Origin of the sequence: Nigerium massiliense, assembly GCF_000826085.1 — a bacterium.
In the GTDB taxonomy this organism is placed as follows: Bacteria; Actinomycetota; Actinomycetes; order Propionibacteriales; family Propionibacteriaceae; genus Propioniciclava; species Propioniciclava massiliense.
Map to the genome: position 1 here is coordinate 442,738 of NZ_CCYM01000002.1, position 23,482 is coordinate 466,219.

The 23,482-nt window shown below is 70.4% G+C and carries 23 protein-coding genes and 1 pseudogene; 7 read left to right on the forward strand and 17 right to left on the reverse strand.

Annotated elements, in window-relative coordinates; all coding sequences use genetic code 11:
• Nucleotides 1-14: 14 nt before the first annotated feature.
• From BN1187_RS03515 to BN1187_RS03530, 4 genes and pseudogenes are all read right to left on the reverse strand, one after another.
• A complete protein-coding gene (locus BN1187_RS03515; RefSeq protein ID WP_052462243.1) occupies nt 15-1,055 on the reverse strand; it encodes a Gfo/Idh/MocA family protein in 1,041 nt (346 codons plus the stop codon).
• A gap of 45 nt (nt 1,056-1,100) precedes the next feature.
• Nucleotides 1,101-3,299 (reverse strand): heavy metal translocating P-type ATPase, encoded by a 2,199-nt coding sequence (locus tag BN1187_RS03520; protein ID WP_040158771.1) that lies wholly within the window; start codon nt 3,297-3,299, stop codon nt 1,101-1,103.
• A gap of 141 nt (nt 3,300-3,440) precedes the next feature.
• Nucleotides 3,441-3,629: pseudogene (locus BN1187_RS15080) on the reverse strand (heavy-metal-associated domain-containing protein); the annotation flags it as partial.
• A gap of 272 nt (nt 3,630-3,901) precedes the next feature.
• Nucleotides 3,902-4,291, reverse strand: coding sequence for a metal-sensitive transcriptional regulator (locus BN1187_RS03530; protein ID WP_082034472.1), 390 nt, complete (start codon nt 4,289-4,291; stop codon nt 3,902-3,904).
• A 508-nt stretch (nt 4,292-4,799) separates the two neighbouring features.
• Between BN1187_RS03530 and dnaB the strand changes: the two genes are divergently transcribed.
• Nucleotides 4,800-6,158, forward strand: coding sequence for a replicative DNA helicase (gene dnaB, locus BN1187_RS03535; RefSeq protein WP_040158782.1), 1,359 nt, complete (start codon nt 4,800-4,802; stop codon nt 6,156-6,158).
• A gap of 26 nt (nt 6,159-6,184) precedes the next feature.
• On the opposite strand, the gene BN1187_RS03540 is transcribed toward dnaB, so the two are convergent.
• The 3 genes from BN1187_RS03540 to BN1187_RS03550 are packed head-to-tail and all read right to left on the reverse strand — an operon-like array spanning nt 6,185 to nt 8,357.
• Entirely contained in the window at nt 6,185-6,886 is a 702-nt protein-coding gene (locus BN1187_RS03540) for a hypothetical protein (protein WP_040158784.1), read from the reverse strand.
• On the reverse strand, nt 6,886-7,659 hold the full coding sequence (locus BN1187_RS03545; RefSeq protein ID WP_147675063.1) for a hypothetical protein: 774 nt from the start codon (nt 7,657-7,659) through the stop codon (nt 6,886-6,888). Before BN1187_RS03545 ends, BN1187_RS03540 begins: the two co-directional genes overlap by 1 nt.
• Entirely contained in the window at nt 7,656-8,357 is a 702-nt protein-coding gene (locus tag BN1187_RS03550; RefSeq protein ID WP_040158789.1) for an ABC transporter ATP-binding protein, read from the reverse strand. Before BN1187_RS03550 ends, BN1187_RS03545 begins: the two co-directional genes overlap by 4 nt.
• 130 nt (nt 8,358-8,487) lie before the next feature.
• Here BN1187_RS03550 and BN1187_RS03555 point away from each other — a divergent pair, with 130 nt between their 5' ends.
• From BN1187_RS03555 to BN1187_RS03565, 4 genes are all read left to right on the forward strand, one after another.
• Nucleotides 8,488-8,880 (forward strand): histidine kinase, encoded by a 393-nt coding sequence (locus BN1187_RS03555; RefSeq protein ID WP_052462244.1) that lies wholly within the window; start codon nt 8,488-8,490, stop codon nt 8,878-8,880.
• 58 nt (nt 8,881-8,938) lie between these two features.
• Nucleotides 8,939-9,163 carry a sensor histidine kinase gene (locus tag BN1187_RS14575; protein ID WP_218184557.1) on the forward strand — a complete coding sequence of 75 codons (225 nt, stop codon included), beginning with the start codon at nt 8,939-8,941 and terminating at the stop codon, nt 9,161-9,163.
• Nucleotides 9,164-9,321: 158 nt separating this feature from the next.
• Entirely contained in the window at nt 9,322-9,966 is a 645-nt protein-coding gene (locus tag BN1187_RS03560; RefSeq protein ID WP_235750576.1) for a response regulator transcription factor, read from the forward strand.
• On the forward strand, nt 9,963-10,826 hold the full coding sequence (locus BN1187_RS03565) for an RCC1 domain-containing protein (protein ID WP_040158791.1): 864 nt from the start codon (nt 9,963-9,965) through the stop codon (nt 10,824-10,826). The genes BN1187_RS03560 and BN1187_RS03565 overlap by 4 nt, the downstream gene beginning before the upstream one ends.
• Nucleotides 10,827-10,857: 31 nt before the next feature.
• Here BN1187_RS03565 and BN1187_RS03570 read toward each other — a convergent pair whose 3' ends face one another.
• Entirely contained in the window at nt 10,858-11,769 is a 912-nt protein-coding gene (locus BN1187_RS03570; RefSeq protein WP_040158793.1) for a cation diffusion facilitator family transporter, read from the reverse strand.
• A 265-nt stretch (nt 11,770-12,034) separates the two neighbouring features.
• Here BN1187_RS03570 and BN1187_RS03575 point away from each other — a divergent pair, with 265 nt between their 5' ends.
• Nucleotides 12,035-12,850 (forward strand): Cof-type HAD-IIB family hydrolase, encoded by an 816-nt coding sequence (locus BN1187_RS03575; RefSeq protein ID WP_040158795.1) that lies wholly within the window; start codon nt 12,035-12,037, stop codon nt 12,848-12,850.
• On the opposite strand, the gene BN1187_RS03580 is transcribed toward BN1187_RS03575, so the two are convergent.
• A complete protein-coding gene (locus BN1187_RS03580; protein WP_235750578.1) occupies nt 12,828-13,763 on the reverse strand; it encodes an alpha/beta hydrolase in 936 nt (311 codons plus the stop codon). The genes BN1187_RS03575 and BN1187_RS03580 overlap by 23 nt on opposite strands.
• A 212-nt stretch (nt 13,764-13,975) precedes the next feature.
• On the opposite strand from BN1187_RS03580, the gene BN1187_RS03585 reads away from it, so the two are divergent.
• Entirely contained in the window at nt 13,976-15,349 is a 1,374-nt protein-coding gene (locus tag BN1187_RS03585; RefSeq protein ID WP_052462245.1) for an AI-2E family transporter, read from the forward strand.
• Nucleotides 15,350-15,472: 123 nt separating this feature from the next.
• Here BN1187_RS03585 and BN1187_RS03590 read toward each other — a convergent pair whose 3' ends face one another.
• The 8 genes from BN1187_RS03590 to BN1187_RS03625 all read right to left on the reverse strand — a co-directional run bounded on the left by BN1187_RS03590 (nt 15,473) and on the right by BN1187_RS03625 (nt 23,392).
• Nucleotides 15,473-16,282, reverse strand: a complete 810-nt coding sequence (locus BN1187_RS03590; RefSeq protein WP_040158797.1) for an LLM class flavin-dependent oxidoreductase — start codon at nt 16,280-16,282, stop codon at nt 15,473-15,475.
• A gap of 29 nt (nt 16,283-16,311) precedes the next feature.
• Nucleotides 16,312-18,213, reverse strand: a complete 1,902-nt coding sequence (locus tag BN1187_RS03595) for a heavy metal translocating P-type ATPase (protein WP_173424967.1) — start codon at nt 18,211-18,213, stop codon at nt 16,312-16,314.
• Nucleotides 18,210-18,569 carry a Cd(II)/Pb(II)-sensing metalloregulatory transcriptional regulator CmtR gene (gene cmtR, locus BN1187_RS03600; protein ID WP_040158801.1) on the reverse strand — a complete coding sequence of 120 codons (360 nt, stop codon included), beginning with the start codon at nt 18,567-18,569 and terminating at the stop codon, nt 18,210-18,212. The genes BN1187_RS03595 and cmtR overlap by 4 nt, the downstream gene beginning before the upstream one ends.
• A gap of 89 nt (nt 18,570-18,658) precedes the next feature.
• A complete protein-coding gene (locus BN1187_RS13775; RefSeq protein ID WP_235750579.1) occupies nt 18,659-19,138 on the reverse strand; it encodes a hypothetical protein in 480 nt (159 codons plus the stop codon).
• A 10-nt stretch (nt 19,139-19,148) separates the two neighbouring features.
• Entirely contained in the window at nt 19,149-20,414 is a 1,266-nt protein-coding gene (locus tag BN1187_RS03610) for a plasmid recombination protein (protein WP_072041946.1), read from the reverse strand.
• Between the two features lie 298 nt (nt 20,415-20,712).
• Nucleotides 20,713-22,935 (reverse strand): RNA helicase, encoded by a 2,223-nt coding sequence (locus BN1187_RS03615; RefSeq protein ID WP_072041947.1) that lies wholly within the window; start codon nt 22,933-22,935, stop codon nt 20,713-20,715.
• On the reverse strand, nt 22,932-23,180 hold the full coding sequence (locus BN1187_RS03620) for a helix-turn-helix domain-containing protein (protein WP_040158807.1): 249 nt from the start codon (nt 23,178-23,180) through the stop codon (nt 22,932-22,934). Before BN1187_RS03620 ends, BN1187_RS03615 begins: the two co-directional genes overlap by 4 nt.
• Nucleotides 23,180-23,392 (reverse strand): hypothetical protein, encoded by a 213-nt coding sequence (locus BN1187_RS03625; RefSeq protein WP_040158809.1) that lies wholly within the window; start codon nt 23,390-23,392, stop codon nt 23,180-23,182. The genes BN1187_RS03620 and BN1187_RS03625 overlap by 1 nt, the downstream gene beginning before the upstream one ends.
• Between the last annotated feature and the right edge of the window lie 90 nt (nt 23,393-23,482).

Below are 23,482 nucleotides of genomic sequence, written 5' to 3' on the forward strand. Positions count from 1 at the left end.
TCGTGGGGAAGGGGTCAGTGCGCGTCGGCCCGATGCAACCCGACGATCTCGCGGCACGCGCTGGAGCGGCGGGCGGCGTCGATGACCTCGGCGACGCGGACGCCCGCCTCCGCCTCGACCGGCATCGCCGCCTGCGGGTCGGGCGCGCCCAAGGCGGCGAACACCCCACGGTAGAAGTCGGCGTGGCCTCCGGGGACGCGCGGGGCGGGCTCGCGCTCGGGCCCGGACACGAACCAGCCGGCGTGCTCGGCGTCCGCGTCGTTCCAGTGCGGGTACGCATACGACTCCTCGACCTGATCGTGGTAGACGTAGGCGCCCTGGCTGCCCAGCACGTTCATCCGCAGCCTGGGCTGGGCCGTCACCGACGTCGTCGTCAGGTGGGTGATGCCGCCTCGGACGTGGGTGAGCGCGAGGAAGGCGTCGTCGTCCGACGGCGAGAGACGGGAGCGCAGCTCGGCGTAGACCGACGCGACGGGGCCGAGCAACTGCAGCGCGAAGTCGATGACGTGCGGGCCGAGGTCGAGCAGCACTCCCCCGCCGTCGGCGGGTGGGGCGTCCTCGCGCCAGCGGTGCCGCGGGACGGGCCGCCAGCGGTCCCAGCCGAAGTCGAGACGCCACGTCTCGCCGAGCCGGCCGCGGCGGGCGGCGTCCAGGACGACCAGCGGGGCCGGGTCCCAGCGGCGCTGGTGATACACCGCGAACGGGACGCCCGCCGACGTCGCCTCGTCGACGATGAGCCGGGCCTCCTCGGCCGACGGGGCCAGCGGCTTCTCGATGACGAACGGGCGACCGGCGGCGATCGCGGCCTGCGCGTGCTGCACGTGCTTGCCGGACGGCGTGACGATCGCCACGAGGTCGAGGTCGTCGAGGGCGAGCAGCGCGTCGAGGTCGTCCACGATGCGTGCCTGCGGATGCTCCGCGCGCGCCTGTTCGACGCGCTCGGGATTCGAGGTGGCGATGGCGGCGATCTCGCCTCCGGCCTCGAGGATGAAGGGGGCGTGCAGGGTACGGCCAGCGGCGTAGCCGGCCAGTCCCACGCGGATCGGTGCCATCATCGGACCTCTCGTCGGTGTCCGCTCAGCCTACCGGCCGGACCCCGCTCAGCGCTGCGCCCGGAACGCGTTCAGCCGCAGGCTGTTGCCGACGACGAACACGGACGACAGCGCCATGGCGGCCGCCGCGATCATCGGGTTGAGCAGGCCGAACGCCGCCAGCGGGATGGCAGCGACGTTGTACGCGAACGCCCAGAACAGGTTCTGCCTGATCGTGCGCAGCGTCGCCCGGGACAGCCGGACGGCGTCCGCGGCCACCCGCAGGTCGCCGCGCATCAGCGTGATGTCGGACGCCTCCATCGCCGCGTCCGTGCCGGTGCCCATGGCCAGGCCCAGATCGGCCTGCGCGAGCGCGGCGGCGTCGTTGACGCCGTCGCCGACCATCGCCGTGGTGAACCCGCGGGCCTGATGATCGCGGACGACCTGCACCTTGTCTTCGGGCCGCACCCCGGCGATGACCTCGTCGATGCCGACCTGGGACGCGACGGCCCGCGCCGCCTGCTCGTTGTCGCCGGTCAGCAGCACCGGCGTCAGGCCCTGGGCGCGCAGGTCACGGATCGCGTCGGCGGACGTCTCCTTGACGGTGTCCGAGACGGCCACGACACCCACCGGCCGGCCCTCGACGGTGACGACCACGGCGGTCTGACCGGCCTGCTCGGCGGAGGCCAGGGCGGTCTCCAGCGCGTCAGGAAGGGCGGCGGCGTGGCGTCCGACGGTGACGGACCGGCCGTCGACGGTGGCCCGGACTCCGGCGCCCGGCGCGTTCTCGAAGGCGGTGAGCGCACCCAGCGTGGGGCTGGCCGCGGTGATGGCGCGGGCGATCGGGTGCTCCGAGCCCGACTCGGCCGTGGCGGCCAGCCGCAGCACCTCGTCGTCGGACAGCCCGACGGTGGTGACGGACGCGACCTGCATGCGCCCGGTGGTGATCGTTCCGGTCTTGTCGAGCAGGATCGCGTCGATGGCCCGGGCATGCTCGAGCACCTCGGGCCCGCGGATGAGGATCCCGAGCTGGGAGCCGCGCAGGGTCCCGACCAGCAGGGCCGTGGGGGTGGCGAGCCCGAGCGCGCAGGGGCACGCGATGATGAGCACGGCCACGGCCGCGGTGGCCGCGAAGACGGCCCCGGCGCCGGCCAAGAGCCAGGCCACCAGGGTGATCAGCGAGATCACCAGCACGACGGGCACGAAGATCCCGGAGATGCGATCGGCGAGGGCCTGGACGGGCGCTTTTCCGGTCTGGGCCTCCTCGACGAGGCGTCCCATCTGGGCGAGCTGCGTGTCGGAGCCGACGCGGGTGGCGCGGACGACGAGGCGTCCGTTGGCGTTGACGGTGGCGCCGACCACGGCGTCCCCGGGGCCCTTTTCGACGGGCACGGACTCGCCGGTGACCATCGATTCGTCGATCGCGGACGTCCCCGTGACGATGACGCCGTCGGTGGCAACCTTCTCGCCGGGTCGCACGACGAACTCGTCCCCGACGGCCAGGCGGTCGACCGGGACGCGACGTTCTACTCCGTTCACCAGCACGGACGCCTCGGCAACCCCCAGCTCGAGAAGGGCCCGCATGGCGTCCCCGCTGGACTGGCGGGAGCGGGCCTCGAAGTAGCGTCCGAGCAGCAGGAACGTGATGATCGCCACGACGGCTTCGAAGTAGATGGACGCCTCACCGCCGTGCTGCATCGGCATCAGCTCGAACGGGTGGGTGTAGCCGATGACGCCGGCCCCGCCGAACAGCAGCGCGTAGACCGACCAGGCGAAGCCGGCGGTGGTGCCGAGGCTGATCAGGGTGTCCATGGTGGTGGCGCCGTGCCGCAGGTTCACCAGCGTGGAGCGGTGGAACCGCCAGCCGCAGACGAAGTACACGGGGATCGTCAGGGCGAAGCAGACCCACTGCCAGCCTGGGAACTGCCAGGCCGGGACCATCGACAGCACAATGACGGGCACCGCCAGCACGGCCGACACGATCGCGGTGCGGCGCAGCTTGCCGACGTGGTCGACGGGCTCGTCGGCCGGGTCCGGCTCCTTGGCGCCGTAGCCGGTCTTCTCCACGGTGGCGATGAGGTCGTCCACCGTCGTCGTGGCCGGGTAGAGCACCTTGGCCTTCTCGGTGGCGTAGTTGACGGACGCGTCGACGCCGTCCATCTTGTTGAGCTTCTTCTCGATGCGGGCGGCGCAGGATGCGCAGGTCATTCCGCTGATATCGAGGTCGACCGACGAACGCTCCTTCGCCGGGCGCGGGTGGGTGGTCATGGGTCCTCGCTGGTGACGGAGGGCCGGCCGGTGGGGCGCCCGCTCGGGGCGCGGACCGGAGGGCCCTGGACGACAAGGGTGGCGCCCGCCCGCTGGGGCGGGCGCCCTTTTCTGTTGTCGGGTGAGGGGGCCTGGAGGTCAGGCGACGGTGTAGTCGCCCGCCTCGCCGACGGCCTCGACGATGCGGTCGAAGTCGACCGGGGCGTCCGAGGCGACCTTGAGCGAGCCGCTGTCGAGGTCGACCTTCACGTCCGTAACGCCGTCGATCGCCGAGACCTCCTCGGTGACGGCCCTGACGCAGTGCTCGCAGGTCATGCCGGAGACGGTGTACTGCGCGACGCTCGCGCCGGCGACGTCCGTGGACGCCTCGGACTGCTGGCCGCAGGTACAGGGCTTACCGTCCTGGCAGCCACAGGTGCAGTCGGCACCGCACGCGCAGGTGGAAGCGGACTGCTGGACCCTGGCCTCGCCCTGGTGGCCGCCGCACCCGCAGCCGCCGCCGTTGCCATGGCCACCGCAGCCGCAGCCGCCGCTCGCGTGGGCGTCCTTGATGTTCAGGTCAACCATCGTCGTTCTCCTTCGAATCGTGGAATGTCTGGCGGTCAGGAGCGCACGAGGCGCGCGATGGCCTCGGACGCCTCGGCGACCTTCTCCTCGGCCTCGTCGCCGCCGGCCTGGGCGGCTGCGACGACGCAGTGGTTCATGTGGTCTTCGAGCAGACCCAGCGCCACGGACTGCAGCGCCTTGGTGGTCGCGGAGATCTGGGTGAGGATGTCGATGCAGTACTGCTCTTCGTCAACCATGCGGGCGATGCCGCGAGCCTGCCCCTCGATGCGGCGCAGCCGACGAAGGTAGCCCTCCTTGTTGCCGATGTAGGCGTGCCCCACAGCTGGATCGTGCCACTCCGAGCCGTGTTCCCCCTGCGGGTGACCCGCAGCGCCATCCGCGCTCGGGACAGAAGAATCTGCAGTTGTCGACTTGTGGTCGGTCATCGGCTATCCGCCTCCTTACCCCAGTCAGTTTACCCCCAGGGGGTATTCGATTTCCACCCCGCGCCGGTGGATCACCTGTGGATGACGAGAAGATTTCCACCCGATAGCACACCCCCCGGGGCCACTGTCAACCGAATGTTTGCCTCCCCATTAAGTGAATGACAGGTCGTCATCCACACCCTGGGCGCAGGGTAACTCCTAGCCAGAGGGCTTTTTGTCTTCATATGCCCCACAATGAGGGTGTTACTACACCGCGTCGTTCACAGGCTGGCCGCGCGTCTCCACAAGGATCCCCAGGTTATCCACAGGGGGTGTGGGGAACGGGTTTGGAGACACCCCTCGCAAGAGGCTAGCTTGAGCGGACCCGGCAGCCGGATCGCTGATCCACCGCCGGGGAACCTGCCCCCACAGGACGCGGCTCTCGTGGCTCGCGCCGCGCTCGCACGAAGAAATGTCGGAGCCGCGGGGCAGGGTGAAGTCGTCCAGGTGTCCAGTGTCGAGGAGTGCGATGTCCGCGGAGAATGTGGTCGCGTTCGGCGAGCAACGAGGCGGCTACGCCGACCGGACGCCGCCTCAAGACCTGCCTGCTGAACAAAGCGTTCTCGGCGCGATGCTGCTCAGCAAGGACGCCATCGGCGAGGTCACCGAGATCCTCAAGGGCCGTGACTTCTATCGGCCCGCGCACGAGTACATCTTCGACGCGGTCATGGATCTGTACGGCCGGGGCGAGCCCGCCGACGCGATCACCGTCGCCGACACCCTCGGCAAGCGCGGCCAACTGTCCCAGGTCGGTGGCCACATCTACCTGCACGAGCTCGTCTCGAGCGTGTCGGTCACGGCGAACGCGACGTACTACGCCGAGATCGTCCGCGACAAGGCGACGCTGCGCCGGCTCGTCGACGCGTCCATGAAGATCTCGCAGATGGGCTACCAGGCCGAGGGCGACGTCAACGGCATCGTCGACCGGGCCCAGCAGGTCGTCTACGAGGTGGCCGAGGGCAAGACCAGCGACGACTACCAGCCGCTGAGCGAGCTCGTCGAGATCACGCTCGACGAGATGGAGTCGCTGAGCCAGCACGGCGTCATGTCGGGCGTCCCGACGGGGTTCATCGACCTCGACCACCTGACCAACGGCCTGCACGCCGGCCAGATGATCATCGTCGCCGCCCGGCCCGGTATGGGTAAGTCGACCCTCGGCCTCGACTTCGCGCGCAGCGCCGCCATCAAGCACGGGCTCTGCAGCGTCTTCTTCAGCCTCGAGATGACGAAGTCCGAGATCGTGATGCGGCTGATGAGCGCGGAGGCGTCCGTGCCGCTGAACCACATCCGCAAGGGCGAGATGAAGGAGGAGGACTGGGCGCGCATCGCGGCGAAGACGGCGCAGGTGTCCCAGGCGCCGCTGTTCATCGACGACTCCCCCAACCTGACGATGATGGAGATCCGCGCCAAGGCCCGCCGGCTCAAGCAGCGCTTCGACCTGCGGCTCGTCGTCATCGACTACATGCAGCTGATGTCGTCGGGCAAGAAGGTCGAGAGCCGCCAGCTCGAGGTCTCGGAGTTCTCCCGCCAGATCAAGCTGCTGGCCAAGGAGCTCGAGGTCCCCGTGGTCGCGCTGAGCCAGCTCAACCGCGGCCCCGAGACCCGGCAGGACAAGAAGCCGATGCTGTCCGACCTGCGCGAGTCCGGATCGCTGGAGCAGGACGCCGACGTCGTGATCCTGCTGCACCGCGAGGACGCCTACGACAAGAACTCCCCCCGTGTGGGCGAGGCCGACTTCATCATCGCCAAGCACCGCAACGGTGCCACCGACACCATCCCCGTCGCGTTTCAGGGTTCGCTCAGCCGCTTCGTCGACATGCAGCGTTGAGTGGCGGGGTGCGGCACCGTGGAAGCTCAGGCGTCACTTCGCATGAAGCGCGTGGCCGCACCGATTGAGGTCGCGATGACCCAGATCGCGAGGGTGAGGGCTGCCGGCTGCTGCGCTGCCGAGGGGACGACGGAGTCGAGCAGCCGTTGTCCGGCGATCGTCGGGAGCCACGGCCCGTAGGTGGTGAGGGCGTCCACGAGGGGCGGCGCGACAACGAGCAGCAGGAGCGCTGTCGTGAGGCTCACGATCATTCCGCGCAGCACGACGCTCAAGGCCGCCGCGATCAGACCCATGAGAGCCAGATAGACGCCGCCCAGCAGAATCGCCGGTGGTACGTCCGCGCCGCGCGACGCATTCGAGGCCGCCCACGCCAGTCCGAGCGCGATCCAGCCGGTTCCGACCGCCCATCCCGTGACGACCACCGCCTTTGCGGCGAGGAGTCGCGCGCGAGAAGGCACGCTGATGAGCGAACGGCTGACCTGCCGTGTCGTGTACTCGCTCACGACCAGCCAGACCGCCCCAACGATGGTGACGACCATCACGTAGGCCGGAACCTGCGTCAGTACACCGGGAGAGCCGGCGGCGATCGGGCTGGAGGCGAGGGCGCGGGCTACGAGCGTCGCGACGACGACTTCGGTGAGCGTCCATCCCCACATCAGGGGAAGGGAGGCTGCCTTCCTGGCTTCCACGGCGATGGCGGATGCCAGGGTGACATCGTGGTCGCCCATCACGCGTCCCGTCGCTGGAAGACCGCGGCGGCGGCGAGGACGAAGCCGACCGCCCACACGACGAGGACGGCCTGTCCGACGCTGGCCGGAAGCGGATGCTCCATCGGATGGCTGGCGAGGAACGACGGGTAGGCGGCCAGGTCAGGAAGGTATTTCGCCCACTCGGTCGCCCGCGCCGCCAGCATGCTGAACGACACCAGGGACGCGTTGGTGATGAAGAGCGCCAGCGGGATCACGCCGTTGCGCACGAGGGCGGTCATCCCGAAGGCGACCCATGCCATGGCCAGCAGATAGAACGCGGCATTCACGGCCCGCGACCAGTCGGTGCCGGTCCAGGGTTGAGCCCAGGGGCCAAGCGCCCACCGGGAGGCAACAAGCGTGAGCGTCACCGACAGGCTTGCCAGCCCGGCGGCCCAGCACGTGAGGGCGGCCAGCTTGGCCGTGAACAGCGTCCATCGGTGGGGACAGGCTGACACGGTGGTGAGGATCTGGCGTCCCGAACCGACCGTGCGGGAGTTGCGGGCGTACTCGCTGGAGATGGCCGTCACCCCGAGGACGGCGATCCCGACCAGCCCGAAGGTCACCTGGCCGAAGCCTTCGTCCACCGGGTCTGTCGTCACCATGCCGCCCGCGTCGCCGGTCGTCAACGCTTGATTGAGCATGCGGCCGTTGAGCAGGGCCAGGAGCGGGGGGATCCCGAGGGTCAGCGCGGTGGCGATCCACGTCGCGGGCAGCGTCGCGAGCTTCAGCAGCTCGGCGTGAAGCACCCTCATCGAAGGGCCTCGGTCAGGCTGAAGAAGGCATCCTCGAGCGTGGCGTGGCCCGCGACGATCTCGTTCAGAGTCCCGGTGGCGCGGATCCGTCCGTCGGCGATGACGACGATGTCGTCGGCGATTTCGGCCAGTACGGACATGAGGTGGCTGGACAGCAGGATCGTTCCGCCGTCGTCGGCCCGTCGTCGCAGCAGGTCTCGGATCCAGCGGACGCCTTGGGGATCGAGTCCATTGACAGGTTCGTCCAGGATCAACGCAGGGGGGTCGCCCAAGAGCGCGGTCGCCAGTCCCAGTCGCTGCCCCATGCCGAGGGAAAAGGTGCCGACGCGGCGGCGCGCAGCGTCGGCCAGTCCGACCTCCTCCAGGCATTCGTCCACCCGGGTGCGCGGGATTCCGTTGGACGCGGCCACCCAGGCGAGGTACGCCCGCGCGGTCCGCGAAGGGTGCGCCCCTGCCCCGTCCAGCATCGCGCCCACGGTTCGTAACGGCCGCCGCAGCCGCGAATACGGGACACCGTCGACGGTGGCCCGGCCCGCGCCGGCCCGGTGGAGCCCCAGCAGGATGCGCAGCGTCGACGACTTTCCTGCGCCGTTGGGGCCGACGAAACCTGTGACGGCCCCGGGTGCCGCCCGAAAGCTCACGTCGTGGAGGATCTCTCGGGAGCCATGGTGCTTTGTGATGCCTTGGATGTCGATCATGCGTCGACCCTCTTCGGAACGCGGCGGGAAATCTTCAGCCCGCGGGCCGCATTCCCCCATCGGTGTGGCCCCCAGGGCCGATGTCCTCGGGGCCGATGCCCTCGCCATCGGCGCCGACTAGCCTGACCGCATGCTCTCTCGCCAGCTGGTTCCCAGCACGGTCGCGACGGGGCTGGCCGCGCTCCTCGTCCTCGGGCTGCTGGTGAGCGGGCTCTCCGCGTCCAGCTCGTCCATCGCGCCCTGGCTCACGGTCACGATCCTCCTCACGACCCTGGCGGCACTCCTGCTGAGCCACCGCGAACGCCTCAAGTACCGACGGCTGTTGCGAGCCCAAGCGGTCGAGAACGCACTGATCCGCGAGCGACTGGCCATTGCCCGCGACCTGCACGACATCGTCTCCCACGGGCTCGCCCTCATCACGATGCGCGCCAGCGTTGCCCGCTACGCCACCCCCCCACGAGCCGGCCGCGCTTCTGGCGGCCCTTCACGTCGTCGAGGACGCCAGCCGTGCCACCACCCGTGACCTCAGAAGCATGGTGGCGGCACTCCGCTCGGACGCGTCCGGACCATCAGTCGCCCCCGTGGCAACCGATCTTGGCGACCTGGTTGCGCAGGCCCGCCGCGCCGGCCTTGAGGTCAGCGTCGTCGCCACCGACACCGTCATCCACGACCCGAGCGTCTCGATCGCCACCTACCGGATCGTCCAGGAGGCCCTCGCCAACGTCGCCCGCTATGCGGGCCCCGCCCCCCTGCACTGTGGAACTGGCCCGGGACGACGACGTGCTGGAGATCACCGTGACCGATGACGGCCCACGCCAAGGATGGCGCAGCCACCCCGGCACCGGAACCGGGCTCCTGGGCCTTCACGAACGTGCGAGATCGGTGGGAGGCACCCTGGACGCGGGTCCGAGCGGACGCGGCTTCGTTCTCCACGCCTCCCTGCCCGATCCGCAGCGGTGCCCTCGTGACCCGCATCACCGTGGCCCTGGCAGAGGACCAGCCCCTCCTGCGGGCCACCCTGCTCACGGTGCTCCGCCTTGACCCGTCGCTGGACGTCGTCGGCGAGGCCGGCGACGGAGAAGAGGCCACCCGCCTGTGTGAGTCTCGAAGCCCCGACGTCATCCTGATGGACATTCAGATGCCTGTCCTGGACGGCATCAGTGCCACCGCACGGATCTCGCGGGTCGCGCCGTCCACCAAGGTGATCATCCTCACCATGTACGACCTGGACGAATACGTCTACCGCGCGCTGAAGGCAGGGGCGTCCGGGTTCCTGCTCAAGGACACGAGCCCTCCGGGCATCATCGATGCCATCAAAGCCGTCCATTCGGGCCAAGCGCTGCTGGCGCCCACCGCGCTCCGGCGGCTCGTCGACCGCCACAGCCCCCGACGCGTCCTCGCCGAGGACCCTCACCTCACCTCCCGGCAGAACGAGATCCTGCGTCTCGTCGGGCTCGGTCTTTCGAACGACGAGATCGAGAGGGCGCTGGTCATCAGCCGCTCGACCTTGAAGAGTCACCTCTCAGCCCTGCTCCAACGGCTGGGAGCGCGCGACCGAGCCCAGCTCGTCATCGAGGCCTACGAGCGTGGTCTCGTGGGGCACCCATGACAGCACCAGCATCTGGGTCAGGCTCGCCGATCGCCGCGGGACGCCGCCACACGGTGGGCGTCCGGCGCGATGGGACGGTGGTCGTCGCCGGCAACGGCTCGGCCGGTGAGGGCGACGTCGGCGGTTGGACGGACGTCGTGGCCGTCGCCGCCGGCAACGTGCACGCGTTCGGCAACACCGGACGCTCGCACACTGCGGCCCTGCGCGCGGACGGCACCGCCGTCGCAGCCGGCTGGAACGGCGACGGCCAGTGCGCGGTAAGCGGCTGGGGCTGCCTCGTCGGCATCGCCGCAGGCTGGCGACGAACGCTCGGGGTTCGCCGGGACGGGACCGTGGTCGCGGTCGGCCGCCGCGCCGAGGGCGCGTGCGACGTCGACAGTTGGCGCGAGGTCGTCGCCGTCTCGTGCGGGGACTGGCACTCCGTGGGCCTTCGGGCGGACGGCACCGCCGTCGCCGCCGGCACGAACCGGCGGGGGCAGGGCGAGGTGGGCGACTGGACGGGCCTCGCCGCCGTCGCGGCGGGCTACCTGCACACCGTGGGCCTCACGAAGGACGGCCGGGTCGTCGCCGCCGGGGATCGGACGTCCGGCGCGTGCGATGTCGAAGGCTGGCGCGACGTCGTCGCGGTCGCCGCGGGCAGCCGGCACACCGTCGGGCTGACGGCCGCCGGGCGCGCGCTGGCGGCCGGCGGCGACGAGTGCGGACAGTGCGACGTGGCCGCCTGGTCGGGCGTCGTCGCGGTGGCGGCCGGGGCGGAACACACCGTCGGGCTGCTGGCCGACGGGACGGCCGTCGCCGCCGGGACCAACCGCCACGGCCAGTGCGACGTCGCCGGGTGGGCGGGCCTCCGCGCCGGCTGAGCACGAGGCTGCCCCGGAGCGGCGTCCAACCTCACCAGTTGGTTCCGTGACAGGCTCCGCCGTCGGCCGGCTCGACCTGCAGGGTCGCGTGCTCGATGTTGAACCGCTCACGCAGCACGGCGCCGGCCGAGGTCAGGACGGCCGCGTTGGCGGTGTCGTGCGCGGTCACGAGGTGCGCGGTGGCGACGTCCATGCCGGAGGTGAGCTGCCACACGTGCAGGTCGTGGACGTCCACGACATCCTCCACCTCGCCGAGCGCGCACAGGATCTCTTCCGGCTCGACGCCCGCGGGGGCGTCCTGGGCGAGCACCGAGAGCACCTCGCGGCCCAGCAGCAGCGCGCGCACCGCGACGAACAGGGCGATGGCGAGGGCGATCACCGTGTCCCAGAGCGGCTGCCCGGTGGCGAGCACGAGAAACCCGGCGACGATGACGCCGATCGAGCCGACGGCGTCCGCCAAGACCTCGAGGTAGGCGCCCTTGACGTTGAGGGACTCCGTTGCGCCGCCGCGCAGCAGCAGGATGCCGACGGCGTTGATGGCCAGCCCGACGAGGCCGACCAGCAGCATCACCCCGGACGCCGGCTCGACGCCTTCCCCGAAGCGGTGGACCGCCTCGATGCCGACGAAGAGCGCGACGCCGAGCATCAGCAACACCGCGAGCCCGGACGCGAACACCTCCGCCCGGTAGCGGCCGTAGGTGCGGCGGCCGGTGGCGTCGGGCATCGTCGCCAACCGCGTCGCGACCAGAGCCGCGCCCAGGGTGACCACGTCAGCGGCCATGTGGCCGGCGTCCGAGATCAGGGCGAGCGATCGGCTGAGCAGGCCGGCGACGAGCTCGACGACGAAGAACGTGCCGGTGAGGCCGAACGTGACCGCGAGGCGCCAGCGGTGACGGCCGGCAGCGGAGACGCCGTGCGAGGGGGAGTGGGAGTGCCCGCTCATCGCTCGTCCCCGTGGGTGGCGTGCTCGCGGGTGGCACACCCGTCCAGGGCAACGATCCCGGCCATGGAGCATCCCTTCATCTGATCATCTGCTCACATATAGGCAATCACGGAAGCGGTGCACGCGCCAAGGCGACGGAGCGCCCTTTCTCGGGGCGGGCGGACACCCGCGGGCGCGCCGCCCCGGCTGCCCAGCCCCCGCTCCGATCGGTAAGGTCGGCGTGCCGGGGTTTCTCCGGCCACCGCCCGCTCCCCGAAAGGCCCCCATGCCGTCCTCCCGCACGATCTTCCTCGACGTCGACGGCACCATCCTCGCCGGGGCCGACCGGATCGCCCCGTCTACCATCGACGCCATCCGCGCGGCCCGCGCCCGCGGCCACCAGGTGTTCCTGTGCACGGGCCGCTCCGCGTCCGACATCAGCCCCGCGGTCGCCGACATCGGCTTCGACGGCGCGATCACCAACTCCGGCGCGTTCGCGATCCGCGACGGCGAACTCATCCTGTCGCGCACGATGACCCGGGCGGACGCCGAGCGGCTCATCGACTTCTTCCGCGGCCACGGCATGGAGTTCTTCCTGCAGGCGAACGAGGGGGTCTACGCGTCCGACGGGGCGCACGCGATGGTGACATCGGGCCGCGACGACGCCGACAAGGACAGCGAGCCCGCGCCCGTCATCCGGCACCGCCCGCTCGCCGAAGCCGACCTGAGCTCCATCGCCAAGGCCTCGTTCGCGTCCGCCGACCCGGACGGCCTCACGCTCGCCCAGACCGAGCTCGGCGACCGGTTCCACGTGATCTCCGGGAGCATCCCGCTGCCCGGCGGCTCCAACGGCGAGGCCAGCCTCCACGGCACCAACAAGGGCACCGCGATCACCCACGTCATGGACGCCCTGGGGCTCGACCAGCCGACGTCGGTCGGCATCGGGGACAGCTGGAACGACGTCGAGATGTTCGACGTCGTCGGCACGTCGGTCGCGATGGGCAACGCCGACCCCGAGCTGCAGCGCCTGGCCGACCGCGTCACGACCGCCGTCCTCGACGACGGGGTGTGGAACGCGTTCAGCGAGCTCGGCCTGCTGTGAGGACGCGGCGTAGATAGGCGTCCACGCGGGCGATGTACCCGAGACGATCCGCGAAATAGCCGCCGCAGTGGTCGACGCCCTCGAACGTCACCAGCTCCACCGCGCCGGGCTGGGCGGCGTTCACCAACTGCAGCGCGTGCTCGTACGGGACGACGCGATCGTCGGTGCCGTGCAGCAACAGGATCGGCCGCGGCGCCACCCGCGCGATCGCGTCCACCGGCCGCACCTGGGCGAAGCGGTAGCCGTAGCGCAGCCAGGTCGCCCCGTCCGCCAGCGGGATGAGGCGCGTGAACGGCAGGTGATAGCGCCGGTAGTTCGCGGCGATGACGTCGCTCATCGTCGCGAACGGCGAGTCGAGCACGAGGGCCTCGATGCGGTCGTCGTCCGCGGCGGTGAGCAGCGCCGTGGCGGCGCCCATCGAGAACGCGACGACGGCGATGTGGGCGTCCGGACGCCTCCGGCGCACCCAGTCGACGGCCGCGCGCAGGTCGGCCTGCTCGTGGAACGCCAGGGATTGCGGCCCGTCCGCCGACTCCCCCGACCCGCGGAAGTCGAAGAGAAGCACCGAGTGGCCGGCCCGGCGCAGACCCGGCCCGATCCCGAGCATCTCGTCCTTGCCGCCGCGGTGTCCGTGGCAGCAGATCACGACGGTGTCGGCGTCCGGGTCCTCGAACCACCAGCCGGCCAGCCGGACGCCGTCGGACGAGGTGAAGCGGACGTCCTCGGCGTCCATGCCGATCTCGAACGGGGTGAACGTGTACGGCGGCCACGGGCGCTTCGGCCCGCTGATCGTCCACGCGGTGAACCCCGCCAACGCGGACGCCCCCAGCGCGGCTCCGGCGGCGGTCCAGCCGAGCGCGCGGGAGGCGCGGCGGAGGCGGGGGCGGGCGGGACGCAGCTCGACTCGTTTCACCCGGCCAGTATCCCGCCTCCGGCCGGCATCACCGCGGCGGGGTCAAACCGCCGTCGCCTCCCGGCGTCGTCCGCCAGCGAGGGGCCTCTGGAAAGGGTGGCAATCGCCACCCGGTTGGTTGGTCCCTCTCAACGCGCGTGGAAAGATGAATAGGTATGTTATGCGTCCGAACGACGGACGCTCGCACTCCCCCCGACTCCCCAGGAGGACCCATGGCCTCATCCAGCACCGGCCACGCCAGCAATAGGCCCGTCCGCGTCAGCCTGCTCGACGAGCACCCCGCCATCCGAGCCATCCTGCTGACGTCGGTGCTCATCATCGTGGTGGTGGTCGCCGCCCAGATGGTGGGCTCGGTGGCCTCGATGTTCAGCTCGATCCTCACCCCGCTGGCCCTGTCGGTGCTGCTGACCGGCCTGCTGATGCCGCTCCAGGTGGTGCTGAACCACAAGGTGCGGCTCCCCCGGCACGTCGCCTCGGCGGGCACCCTCCTGATCGCGGTGGCGGTCGTCGGCGGCCTTCTCGCCGTGGCCGGCGCCCAGATCGCCGCCGGCATGGACGACATCTCCCGGGTCCTGGGCCAGCAGCTGGAGTCGTTCCGCACCTGGCTCGCCGGCGTCTCCCCCGTCGCGCAGCAGCAACTCAACGAGGCGATCACCCAGATCCAAAACTGGGTGCAGGCCAACCAGGCGTCGCTGGCCCAGGGCGTCCTCGGCGCCGGATCGGGCGCGGCGAACTTCCTGGTCGGCGGGCTGGTCGCCCTGGTCGCGACGTTCTTCCTGCTCGCCGAAGGCGACCGCGTCTGGGCGTGGGTCGTGAACATGCTTCCCCGCGACATGCAGCGCCGCACCTACCAGGCGTCCCGGCGCGGCTGGGTCACGCTCGGCGCCTACGCGCGCACGCAGCTGATCGTCGCGGCGGTGGACGCCGTCGGCATCGGTCTGGGCGCGTTCTTCCTGGGCATCCCGTTCGTCGTGCCGATCATCGCGATCACGTTCGTGTTCTGCTTCATCCCGTTCGTCGGCGCGTTCCTGGCAGGCGCCCTCGCGGTGGTGCTGGCGCTCGCGTTCCAGGGGCCCGTGGCCGCCGTCATCATGCTGGCGGTCGTCGTCGTCGTCCAGCAGATGGAGGGCAACGTCATCTCCCCCATCCTGATGGGCGCCGCCGTCGACCTGCACCCGCTCGTCGTGCTGATCTCCGTCACCGCGGGCACCTACGTGATGGGCCTGCTGGGCGCGCTGTTCGCCGTCCCGATCGTCGCGACCATCAAGTCGATGGTCAACTACCTGCGCGGCAACGACCCGTTCCCGCTGCTGGCTCGCGACGGAAGCGCCCTGACCGACGTCCCGAAGAGCCTGGTGGGCGACAAGTTCGAGATCAAGGACCCGAGCCGCATCGGCGAGGCCACCCCGCAGTGGCTGCGCGAGGAGCAGGCCAAGGAGGCCGAGCACATCAAGGATCAGGGTGGCGAGATCCCGGCGGTGTCCGACGAGCAGGTGCCGCCCGAGAAGCAGATCCCTGGCGGGCGGCCGCCCGGCGACCCCCGGGACACGCAGCGCGCCCTCGAGGACGAGCGTTCGGACGACTGATCCTCGCCGTGGCCGCGCCGGAGCGCCCTAGGCGCGATCACGCGGCGGCCGCCAACGCCTTCGGGACGCCTGACCCCGGCGCCGGTCGTACCGGGCCGGGGTCAACGCCGTCCAAGGGCTGGGTCACAGCGGCATGGGTTCCACGGGGCCGTCGGTGTTCGGACGCCAGCCGAGCGCCGGCGCGACGTGCTCCGCGAACGACTGCAGCACGTGCAGGTTGTAGTCGACGCCCAGCGTGTTCGGGATCGTCAACATCACCGTGTCGGCCGCCTCGATCGCGGCGTCCTGCTTGAGCTGCTCGATCAGCTTGTCGGGCTCGGCGGCGTACGTCTTGCCGAACGTCGAGCGGAACCCATCGATGACGCCGATCTGATCGGCCGACTCCTGGCCGCGCAGGCCGAAGAAGCGGTAGTCGAGTTCGTGCGTCAGCGGGAAGATGCTGCGGCTCACCGAGACCCGCGGCGTGAAGTCGTGCCCGGACGCCTTCCAGACCGCGCGGAACCGGTCGATCTGCTCGCGCTGTAGGTCCCCCAGCGACTCGCCGCTGGCCTCCGTGAGCAACGTGGAGCTCATCAAGTTCACGCCCTGCTCGGCCGTCCACTCGGCGGTCGCCCGCGTCCCGGCACCCCACCAGATGCGCCTGTCGAGCCCCGGCGACTGCGGCTCGATGCGCAGCTTGCCCGTCTTGCCGAACTGCTCGGGGTCGGCGTCCGCCATGCCCTCGCCGCGGATCGCGGCCATGAAGCGCTCGAACTTGGGCCGCGCGATGTCGGCGCCGCGCGGATCGGTGGAGCCCGCGTAGCCGAATGCCTCCCAGCCACGAAGGGCTGGCTCGGGCGATCCCCGGCTGACGCCGAGCGCCACCCGGCCGTCCGCGATCAGGTCGAGCGCCGCGGCCTCCTCGGCGAGGTAGAGCGGGTTCTCGTAGCGCATATCGGAGTTATAGCACTCGATGATCCCTCCTACTTCCTCGTCCTGGCGGCGCGGAGCCCGTTGAGGATCACTATCACCTCGGCGATCTCATGCACGAGCACCACCGCTGCGAGGCCGAGTACGCCGAACAGGGCGAGCGGCAGCAGGGCGGTGATGATCAGCAGGGACAGGATGATGTTCTGGTTGATGATGTGCCTGCCGCGGCGGGCGTGGTCGAACGCCCGCGGGAGGAGCCGCAGGTCGTGGCCGGTGAAGGCGACGTCGGCGGACTCGATCGCGGCATCGGAGCCGGTCGCGCCCATCGCGATGCCGATGTCCGCGGCCGCCAGGGCGGGGGCGTCGTTGATGCCGTCGCCGATCATCGCGACCGAGCCGTGCCTGCCCAGCTCGCTGATCGCGGCGGCCTTGTCCTCGGGACGCAGCTCGGCGCGCACGTCCCCGATCCCGGCCTGCGCGGCCAGCGCGCGGGCGGTGCGGGCGTTGTCGCCGGTGAGCATGGTCATCCCGACGCCCTGGGCCGCGAGGGTGCGCACGACCTCTGGGACCTCGGGGCGCAGCTCGTCGCGGACCCCGATCGCGGCGACCGGGACCCCGTCGAGGTGCACAATGACGACGGTCATGCCCTGCTCCTCCAGGCCCGCGACCTGGTCCTTGAGCGTCCCCGAGTCCAGCCAGCGAGGGCTGCCGACGGTGACCCGGGCCCCGTCGAGGGTGCCTTCGATGCCGTGCCCGGCCTGCTCGGTGACGTCCAGGGCGGCGGGGGCTCCGGGTGCGGCGGCGGTGATCGCGGCGGCCAGCGGGTGGGTGCTGTGCTGCTCCAGGGATGCCGCCCAGGCCAGGGCCTGCGCCTCGGTCACGCCGTCGGCGGTGAGGACGGCGGTGACGGCGGGCTCGTTGCGGGTGAGGGTGCCGGTCTTGTCGACGGCGACGTGGCGGATCACGCCGAAGCGCTCGAACACGGCACCGGACTTGATGATCACGCCGAACCGGCTCGCCGAGCCGATCGCGGCGACGACGGTGAGCGGGACGGAGATCGCCAGCGCGCACGGCGACGCGGCGACGAGCACCACGAGGGCGCGGGTGATCCACAGCTCCGGGTCGCCGAGCAGCGAGCCGATGATCGCGATGAGAGCGGCGAGGATCAGCACGCCGGGCACGAGGGGTCGGGCGATCCGGTCGGCCAGCCGAGCGCGGTCTCCCTTCTCGGCCTGCGCCTGCTCGACCAGCTCCACGATCGTGGTCAGCGAGTTGTCCGTACCCGCCGCGGTCGCCTCGACCTCCAGGGCACCGGCGGTGTTGATCGCCCCGGCCGACACCGCGTCGCCGGGCTCGACCTCGACCGGGATCGACTCGCCGGTGATCGCGGAGGTATCCAGGCTCGACCGACCTGTGCGGACGATGCCGTCGGTCGCGATCCGCTCACCGGGGCGCACCAGCATGAGCTGCCCGACCTGGAGGTCCTTCGCGGCGACCTCCACGGGCGCGCCGTCCCGCCGGAGGGTCGCGGTCTCCGGGACGAGCTTGAGGAGAGCCCGCAGCCCGCCGCGGGCGCGGTCCATGGCCTTGTCCTCCAGCGCTTCGGCGATGGAGTACAGGAACGCCAAGGCGGCGGCCTCCTCGACGTAGCCGAGGATCACCGCGCCGACCGCGCTGATCGTCATCAGCAGGCCGATGCCCAGCTTGCCCTTGATCAGCTTGCGGATCGCGCCCGGGGTGAACGTCGACGCGCCCAGCAGCAGGCCGATCCAGAACGCCACCAGCGCCGGGACCTCCGCCCCTGTCCATTCCAGGACCAGGCCCGTGCCGAAGGCGACGCCGGAGAGCACCGGGACCATGATCCCGCGGTCACGCCACCACGGACGCTCCTGCTCCTCATCGGCTTCCTCGCCGACCCGGGTCTCCGGCTCGTCGCAGCCGCACGCCGCGCTCACGCGCCCGCTCCCGTCCCGCAGCAGCCCGGCACAGTGCACGCGGCGTCCAAGCACGGCGCGTGCTCGTCCACGGCCAGCGTCACGTCCACCAGCGCCGTGAGCGCCGCCGCGAGGTGCGGGTCGGCGATCTCGTAGCGCGTCTGCCGACCCTCGGGCTCGGCGACCACGATCCCGCAGTCGCGAAGACAGGTCAGGTGGTTCGACACGTTCGAACGCGTCAGCTCCAGCTCGCGCGAGAGCACGGCCGGGTAGCTCGGCCCGTCCAGCAGGGTCATCAGGATCCGGGAGCGCGTCGGGTCCGCCATGGCCCGGCCCAGCCGGTTCATGACGTCGAGGCGAGAAGCAATAGTCAGCATGCACTGAACTATACAGTAGTGGCTGACCTATTGTCACTCTGGGGAGTTCTGCCGCACGCGCTCCGCGCGCTTGCCCTCGGGAGCTGGGGTCACCTCCGCCAGCGGGGCCATGACGGCATCCCGCGGCCCTTCCACGTCTCCGCGAGGCCGACGACCCAGCGGGCGGAGGCGAAGAGGGCGTAGCCGGCCCCGGCGAGGCCAGCGCCGACTACGAGCCACCGCCCGATGCCGAGCCACACGCTCCCGTCCACGTCCAGCGCCCACTGAGCACCCGTGATGAGGCCCGCTGCGGCCATCCAGACGCCCGCGACCAGCATCGCGAGCGGCACGAGCGCGAGGAGCATCGCGGCGGCGGCGCTCCAGAGCTGGCGCGCCTCAACCTTCGCTGTCGCGGCGATGATCCGCTCGGCCCGCTCGTTCGCGGCGTCGAGGTTCGCCGTCATCGTGGTCGAGGCATCCCCGGCGACCTGCTCGACGGCCTTCTGCACGCGCTCCTCGGTGCGCTTCTCGATCCGCTGCACCGCACCGCCGACCTGGCTCACGAGCTTCTGGTTCGCCGCGGCCTGCACCTTGAGCCCGTCAATCGCCGAGGCCGTAGCCGCGCGATTCTTCTGCGCCTCCGCGACCAAGCTCTGCGACGCGGCGCTCAAACGCTTCCCGTCGAGACTCTGCGCGAACTCGCCGAGCGTGCTCTCGATCTCGCTCAGCCTGCTCTCGACGCTCGCGATCTGCGGCGACGTGCTGGCGGACGGCTGCGAGATCGACGCCCGGTCGATCCGCTTCGTCAGCTCCTCGTCCATGATCTTCTGATGCCCGGTGAGGTCCCTCACGGCCTTCGTCAGCGTCGTGAGCTGCTGCTCGACGGCGGCGTGCTTCGAGACCAACGTCTCCAGCATCTCCGTAGTCCGCTGCTGCTCGATCTTCTCCGTCGCCCTCGCCGTGGCCATCGCGGTGATGCTGTCCATGTCCCTGCTCCTCCTGCGCGCGGATGCGCTGCTCGATCTCGTTCGTGTACTCGTCCAGCACCTGGCCGAACGCCTCTGGGTGCTGCTGCTCGAAGAACTGGCCGAAGTCCGACTGTTCGACCTGCTCGCGGACCGTGGCGAGGTGCTGCGCGGCCTCAGCGGCCCGTTCGCGGGCCTGGTCAACCTTCTTGGCGAACTCCTCGCTGCTCAGGTGCTCCTTCGAGCGCTTGGTGACCTTGAACTCGACGTCGTACCCGGCATCGGCCAGCGCCTGGCGGTGCGCCTTGTGCTGGCGCTGGAGATCGCCGGGACCCTTGAAAAAGTCCTTCTGGCTCAGCCTCCCGTCCTCCGTCACCGGGGTGAACAGGAGCTGGAGTTGAGGATTCGTCTCATCCATATGCACGGAGTAGCCCGGAAGGTTCTGCTGCCCGAACTCCTGGGCGGCCCAGTCGAGCTGCGTGCCGATGTACTGCTCTGCTTCGGCGTTCAGACCGTCCTCGCGCCAGTCCGGGTTGTGCTCGGCGAACCACTTCGGATCGAGCTGCAAGACGAGGGGGCGCATCGCCACCGCGTCGGCCTTGATCTTCTTCTCGACCGTCGCCAGGCGCGCGTCCAGATAGTCCGTCAGCTCTGCCGACGGCGGCCGGTCGTTGCCCTTCTCGTCCTGCGTCACGACCGGGGCACGCCAACCTCCGTTGCCGTCGTTGACCATCGTGATGTTCATCGACGTGCGCGCCGGATCGATGTTCGGGTTCCGCTGAGCGAAGGAGAACCCCGCGGCCTGATCCGCATCGCGGGCGATGTGGCGAACGAAGTTCGTCGCGTGAGCGCCTGACGCCTTGACCTTGTGGCTCGCGTCAAAAGTTGCCGTGTAGCTCATCGCGCACCTCCCGATGATCCGACGCCCGCCGCTGCGCGACGTGCCCCGGAGCCTCCGGCGGCACTCCCGTGGGGCCTTCCGTTCCGGAGGTCATCGCCCCTCCACATCTGGGACCCTGCGCCCTGATGTGGAGCCTCTGCGACAACCTCCGGAACGGAAGGTGTAGCCCCATACACCTTTCCGCTGCGCTCCAAGGTTCCCGGGGCCCTCCGGGGGCCGCTGCGCGGGCATGCAGCCCGATCCTCCAGCGCTCCACCGGAGCCCTGACGAATCGGCTGCGGCTGGCCGTCGAAGGTACTCATCGTGCACCTCCCACGACCAGCAGGCCGCCGTTCGCGCGGAGCCGCGCGACCTTCCGCTCAAGCTCGGCCTGACGGTGGGCCTCCGCCGCCGCTTCGCGCTCGGCCTCGCGCTGGCGCATCTCCGCCATCGCCGCCTCGGCATCCGTGCGGATCGGGCAGGACTCGGTGTGGTCCAGGGCGTAGCCCTGCCACTCGTCGCAGATGCAGCGATCGCGGGGGCTCGGCTCACTCGGTGCAACTGCGACCTCGACGGAACTCTGCGGGATTGGCTGCCCGACCCCGGCGAACTCCGCGAACAGATCGTCCGCGTCAATCGCGTCCAGCTCAGGGCATGCGATCCGGTCGTGCTGCTCCACGATCGGCGCGACCGTGCGCGCCTCGATCGCACCGCGAACGCGCTCCCGCTCGGCGGTGTCCTTGATCGCCTTGCACTTGCGTGCCAGCAGCTCCAGGTCCTGGCGCATGTGCTCGTACCGCTCGTAGCTCTGGTACTCGCGGGTGCCGTTGAGCACGCCGGAGTTCACGAAGATCGAGAACTCACGCTCGGCCACCGGGATGATCACCGGGAAGCGGCGGAACCCCTGCCCGAGGTTCTCCGCATGGTGCTTGACCCGAACTCCGCCCTGCATCGACTCGTACTCGCCCGCCAAGCCCCGGAGGAACTCCTCGTAACCCTCAGGCCCCGTCACAATGTTCACCCGGTTGAGCAGCTGCGTCTTGGACCCCTTGATGTTCACGACCGGCTTCTCGTCCGGCTCGCGCCACGGGCCGAGAATGCGGAAGAGCATTCCCCGGCTCTTCGCCGTGCGGATCATGTCGCCGACGCGCATGTCCTCCCAGATCACGACCGGCTCGCCGTCGTATCCCTCCCACGAGACGTTCTCGCCGCCGACCTTGAAGTACGGCTTGTCCGCGTCCGGGGCCAGGGCGCGAGCGAGCGCCTTCGCGAGCAGGTCCTTGCCCGTGCCGCCCTCGCCGAACACGTAGAAGTTCATGACCGACTCCGGCGCGTCCTGGTGCGAGAGGAAGTCGCCGCGCAGCTTCTGAAAATGCGCCAGGTTGCCCTTCGCAAAGTAGATCGCAGGCTCCTGATCACGGACCTGCTTCAGCGTCAGCGAACCCTTGCCCACGGCCTGGAAGAGCTTGCTCAGCTTCGCGCTGCCGCCGCCCTCCGCGGCGGTGCGGCGCATCGCCATGTGCGCGTCCAGCTCCCGGCCGAAATCGAAGTTCGCGACGATCCGCCCGCGCCCGTACTGGTACTTGCCGGGCTTGCCCTCCTGCGTCTTGTCCACGAGGTAGTGCCGATCCGACTGGTGGATGCCGGGGGTTGCGTCCCTCCCGCGCGATTCGTGCGGCAGGTACTCGGCGAGGTCGAAAAACGCCTTCTCCGCAGCGCCTCGGCCCTTGTGCTCGGTGCCGTCCTGCTCCGCGGTCTCCTTCGGCGGCTTCACCCGCGCCGAAGGGATCGAGAAGGCATCGGAGACCGTGCGGATCGTGGGGCGCGGACCGTCCGCATCGGCGACCCACAGCACCATGTGCGCGTGCAGGCCCTTGATTCCGCAGCACACCGTCTCGCCGGTGCCCTCGTCCACCTCGACCAGGCGGTCGTACGGGTGCCACACGTAGGCCCAGCGGTGGAGGCGATCGCCCAGCGCCGCGAGGCCCTCGTCGATCTGCTCCTGCGTGAGCATGACCTCGCCGGTCTCCGGGTGCTCCCGGTACTGCATCACCGAGAACACGCGCGACTGCATCCGTGCGCGCTTCACCTGCTCCGAGCTCTCCGCAGCCTTCGCCCGGGCGAAAAAATCCTTCGCCTCGGCGACCTGCGCGGGCGTGGATTCGACCACGAACGCCTCAACCTCATCACCGGGATCGGCCCCCGGCACGTCCATCTCGGCGAAGTCCACGGGTGTAGCCGAAGTAGGCGCCTGTGCAGCCGTTTCTGAAACGGATGCGCGGCCACCCAAGGAAGGCCGCGCATGAATTGCGGCGGTAGATCCCAGGTCAGAGCTGAGATCGGCGGTCGTGTCGGAGCCAGCGGAATCGCTCTGTGCAGCCGTATAGCCGTTTTCTTCGAGAAGGTCCTCGACGGCGAGAACCGGGTTCGCGACATTCGGATCGACGACGGGCAGCCCGCCTTCGGCGGGTGCCAGGCCAGGCCCTCCGGGCGGGGTCAGGTCGGCGGACACGAGGGCGCTTGTGCGTTCGGCGGCGTTCATCGGGCACCGCCCTTGCGGTAGCGCTTGATGACGGCCTGGTGCGTGACGCCGAGGGCGTCGCCGATCTTGGCCCAGGTCACACCGTCGGCGCGGGCATCGGCGACGGCGATCTCGACGGCCTCCTCCAGCACGGAGCGGAGCACACCGAGGTCGTAGAGGTGCGCCTCGCTGTCGGCGAGGGCGGGATCGCCCAGACGCCAGCGGAAGCCGTTCACGTAGTCGAAAGCGGTGGAGTTGGCGCTCATCAGCGATCACCGCCCATCACAGCGGCGACCGCGGCGCGCTGGCGCGGGGTCAGCGGCGTGCGGGCCAGGCGCTCACCAGCTCGGCGACCGGCGGCGAGGGCGGCAGCGATGACGGGATCGAGCCCATCAGCCTGCGGAACGGGGTTCAGGTCCTGGTCGAGCCCAGGACGGTCCAGCGCAGATGCGCGGGGAGCGTCGATAACGACAGACATCGGAAGTCCTCAAACATGAGTGTGCTTCCGGTTCCCCGCCACGTTCGTTGGGCTGTTTGACCGGCTACTCATCCGGGAGCAGAACCCCGC

Excerpts from the sequence above, each read along its gene's own strand:
- BN1187_RS03515 (WP_052462243.1), bottom strand. The coding sequence starts at position 1,055 with ATGATGGCACCGATCCGCGTGGGACTGGCCGGCTACGCCGCTGGCCGT.
- BN1187_RS03520 (WP_040158771.1), bottom strand. The coding sequence starts at position 3,299 with ATGACCACCCACCCGCGCCCGGCGAAGGAGCGTTCGTCGGTCGACCTC.
- BN1187_RS03530 (WP_082034472.1), bottom strand. The coding sequence starts at position 4,291 with ATGACCGACCACAAGTCGACAACTGCAGATTCTTCTGTCCCGAGCGCG.
- dnaB (WP_040158782.1), top strand. The coding sequence starts at position 4,800 with ATGTCCGCGGAGAATGTGGTCGCGTTCGGCGAGCAACGAGGCGGCTAC.
- BN1187_RS03540 (WP_040158784.1), bottom strand. The coding sequence starts at position 6,886 with ATGGGCGACCACGATGTCACCCTGGCATCCGCCATCGCCGTGGAAGCC.
- BN1187_RS03545 (WP_147675063.1), bottom strand. The coding sequence starts at position 7,659 with ATGAGGGTGCTTCACGCCGAGCTGCTGAAGCTCGCGACGCTGCCCGCG.
- BN1187_RS03550 (WP_040158789.1), bottom strand. The coding sequence starts at position 8,357 with ATGATCGACATCCAAGGCATCACAAAGCACCATGGCTCCCGAGAGATC.
- BN1187_RS03555 (WP_052462244.1), top strand. The coding sequence starts at position 8,488 with ATGCTCTCTCGCCAGCTGGTTCCCAGCACGGTCGCGACGGGGCTGGCC.
- BN1187_RS03565 (WP_040158791.1), top strand. The coding sequence starts at position 9,963 with ATGACAGCACCAGCATCTGGGTCAGGCTCGCCGATCGCCGCGGGACGC.
- BN1187_RS03570 (WP_040158793.1), bottom strand. The coding sequence starts at position 11,769 with ATGAGCGGGCACTCCCACTCCCCCTCGCACGGCGTCTCCGCTGCCGGC.
- BN1187_RS03575 (WP_040158795.1), top strand. The coding sequence starts at position 12,035 with ATGCCGTCCTCCCGCACGATCTTCCTCGACGTCGACGGCACCATCCTC.
- BN1187_RS03585 (WP_052462245.1), top strand. The coding sequence starts at position 13,976 with ATGGCCTCATCCAGCACCGGCCACGCCAGCAATAGGCCCGTCCGCGTC.
- BN1187_RS03590 (WP_040158797.1), bottom strand. The coding sequence starts at position 16,282 with ATGCGCTACGAGAACCCGCTCTACCTCGCCGAGGAGGCCGCGGCGCTC.
- cmtR (WP_040158801.1), bottom strand. The coding sequence starts at position 18,569 with ATGCTGACTATTGCTTCTCGCCTCGACGTCATGAACCGGCTGGGCCGG.
- BN1187_RS03610 (WP_072041946.1), bottom strand. The coding sequence starts at position 20,414 with ATGAGCTACACGGCAACTTTTGACGCGAGCCACAAGGTCAAGGCGTCA.
- BN1187_RS03615 (WP_072041947.1), bottom strand. The coding sequence starts at position 22,935 with ATGAACGCCGCCGAACGCACAAGCGCCCTCGTGTCCGCCGACCTGACC.
- BN1187_RS03620 (WP_040158807.1), bottom strand. The coding sequence starts at position 23,180 with ATGAGCGCCAACTCCACCGCTTTCGACTACGTGAACGGCTTCCGCTGG.
- BN1187_RS03625 (WP_040158809.1), bottom strand. The coding sequence starts at position 23,392 with ATGTCTGTCGTTATCGACGCTCCCCGCGCATCTGCGCTGGACCGTCCT.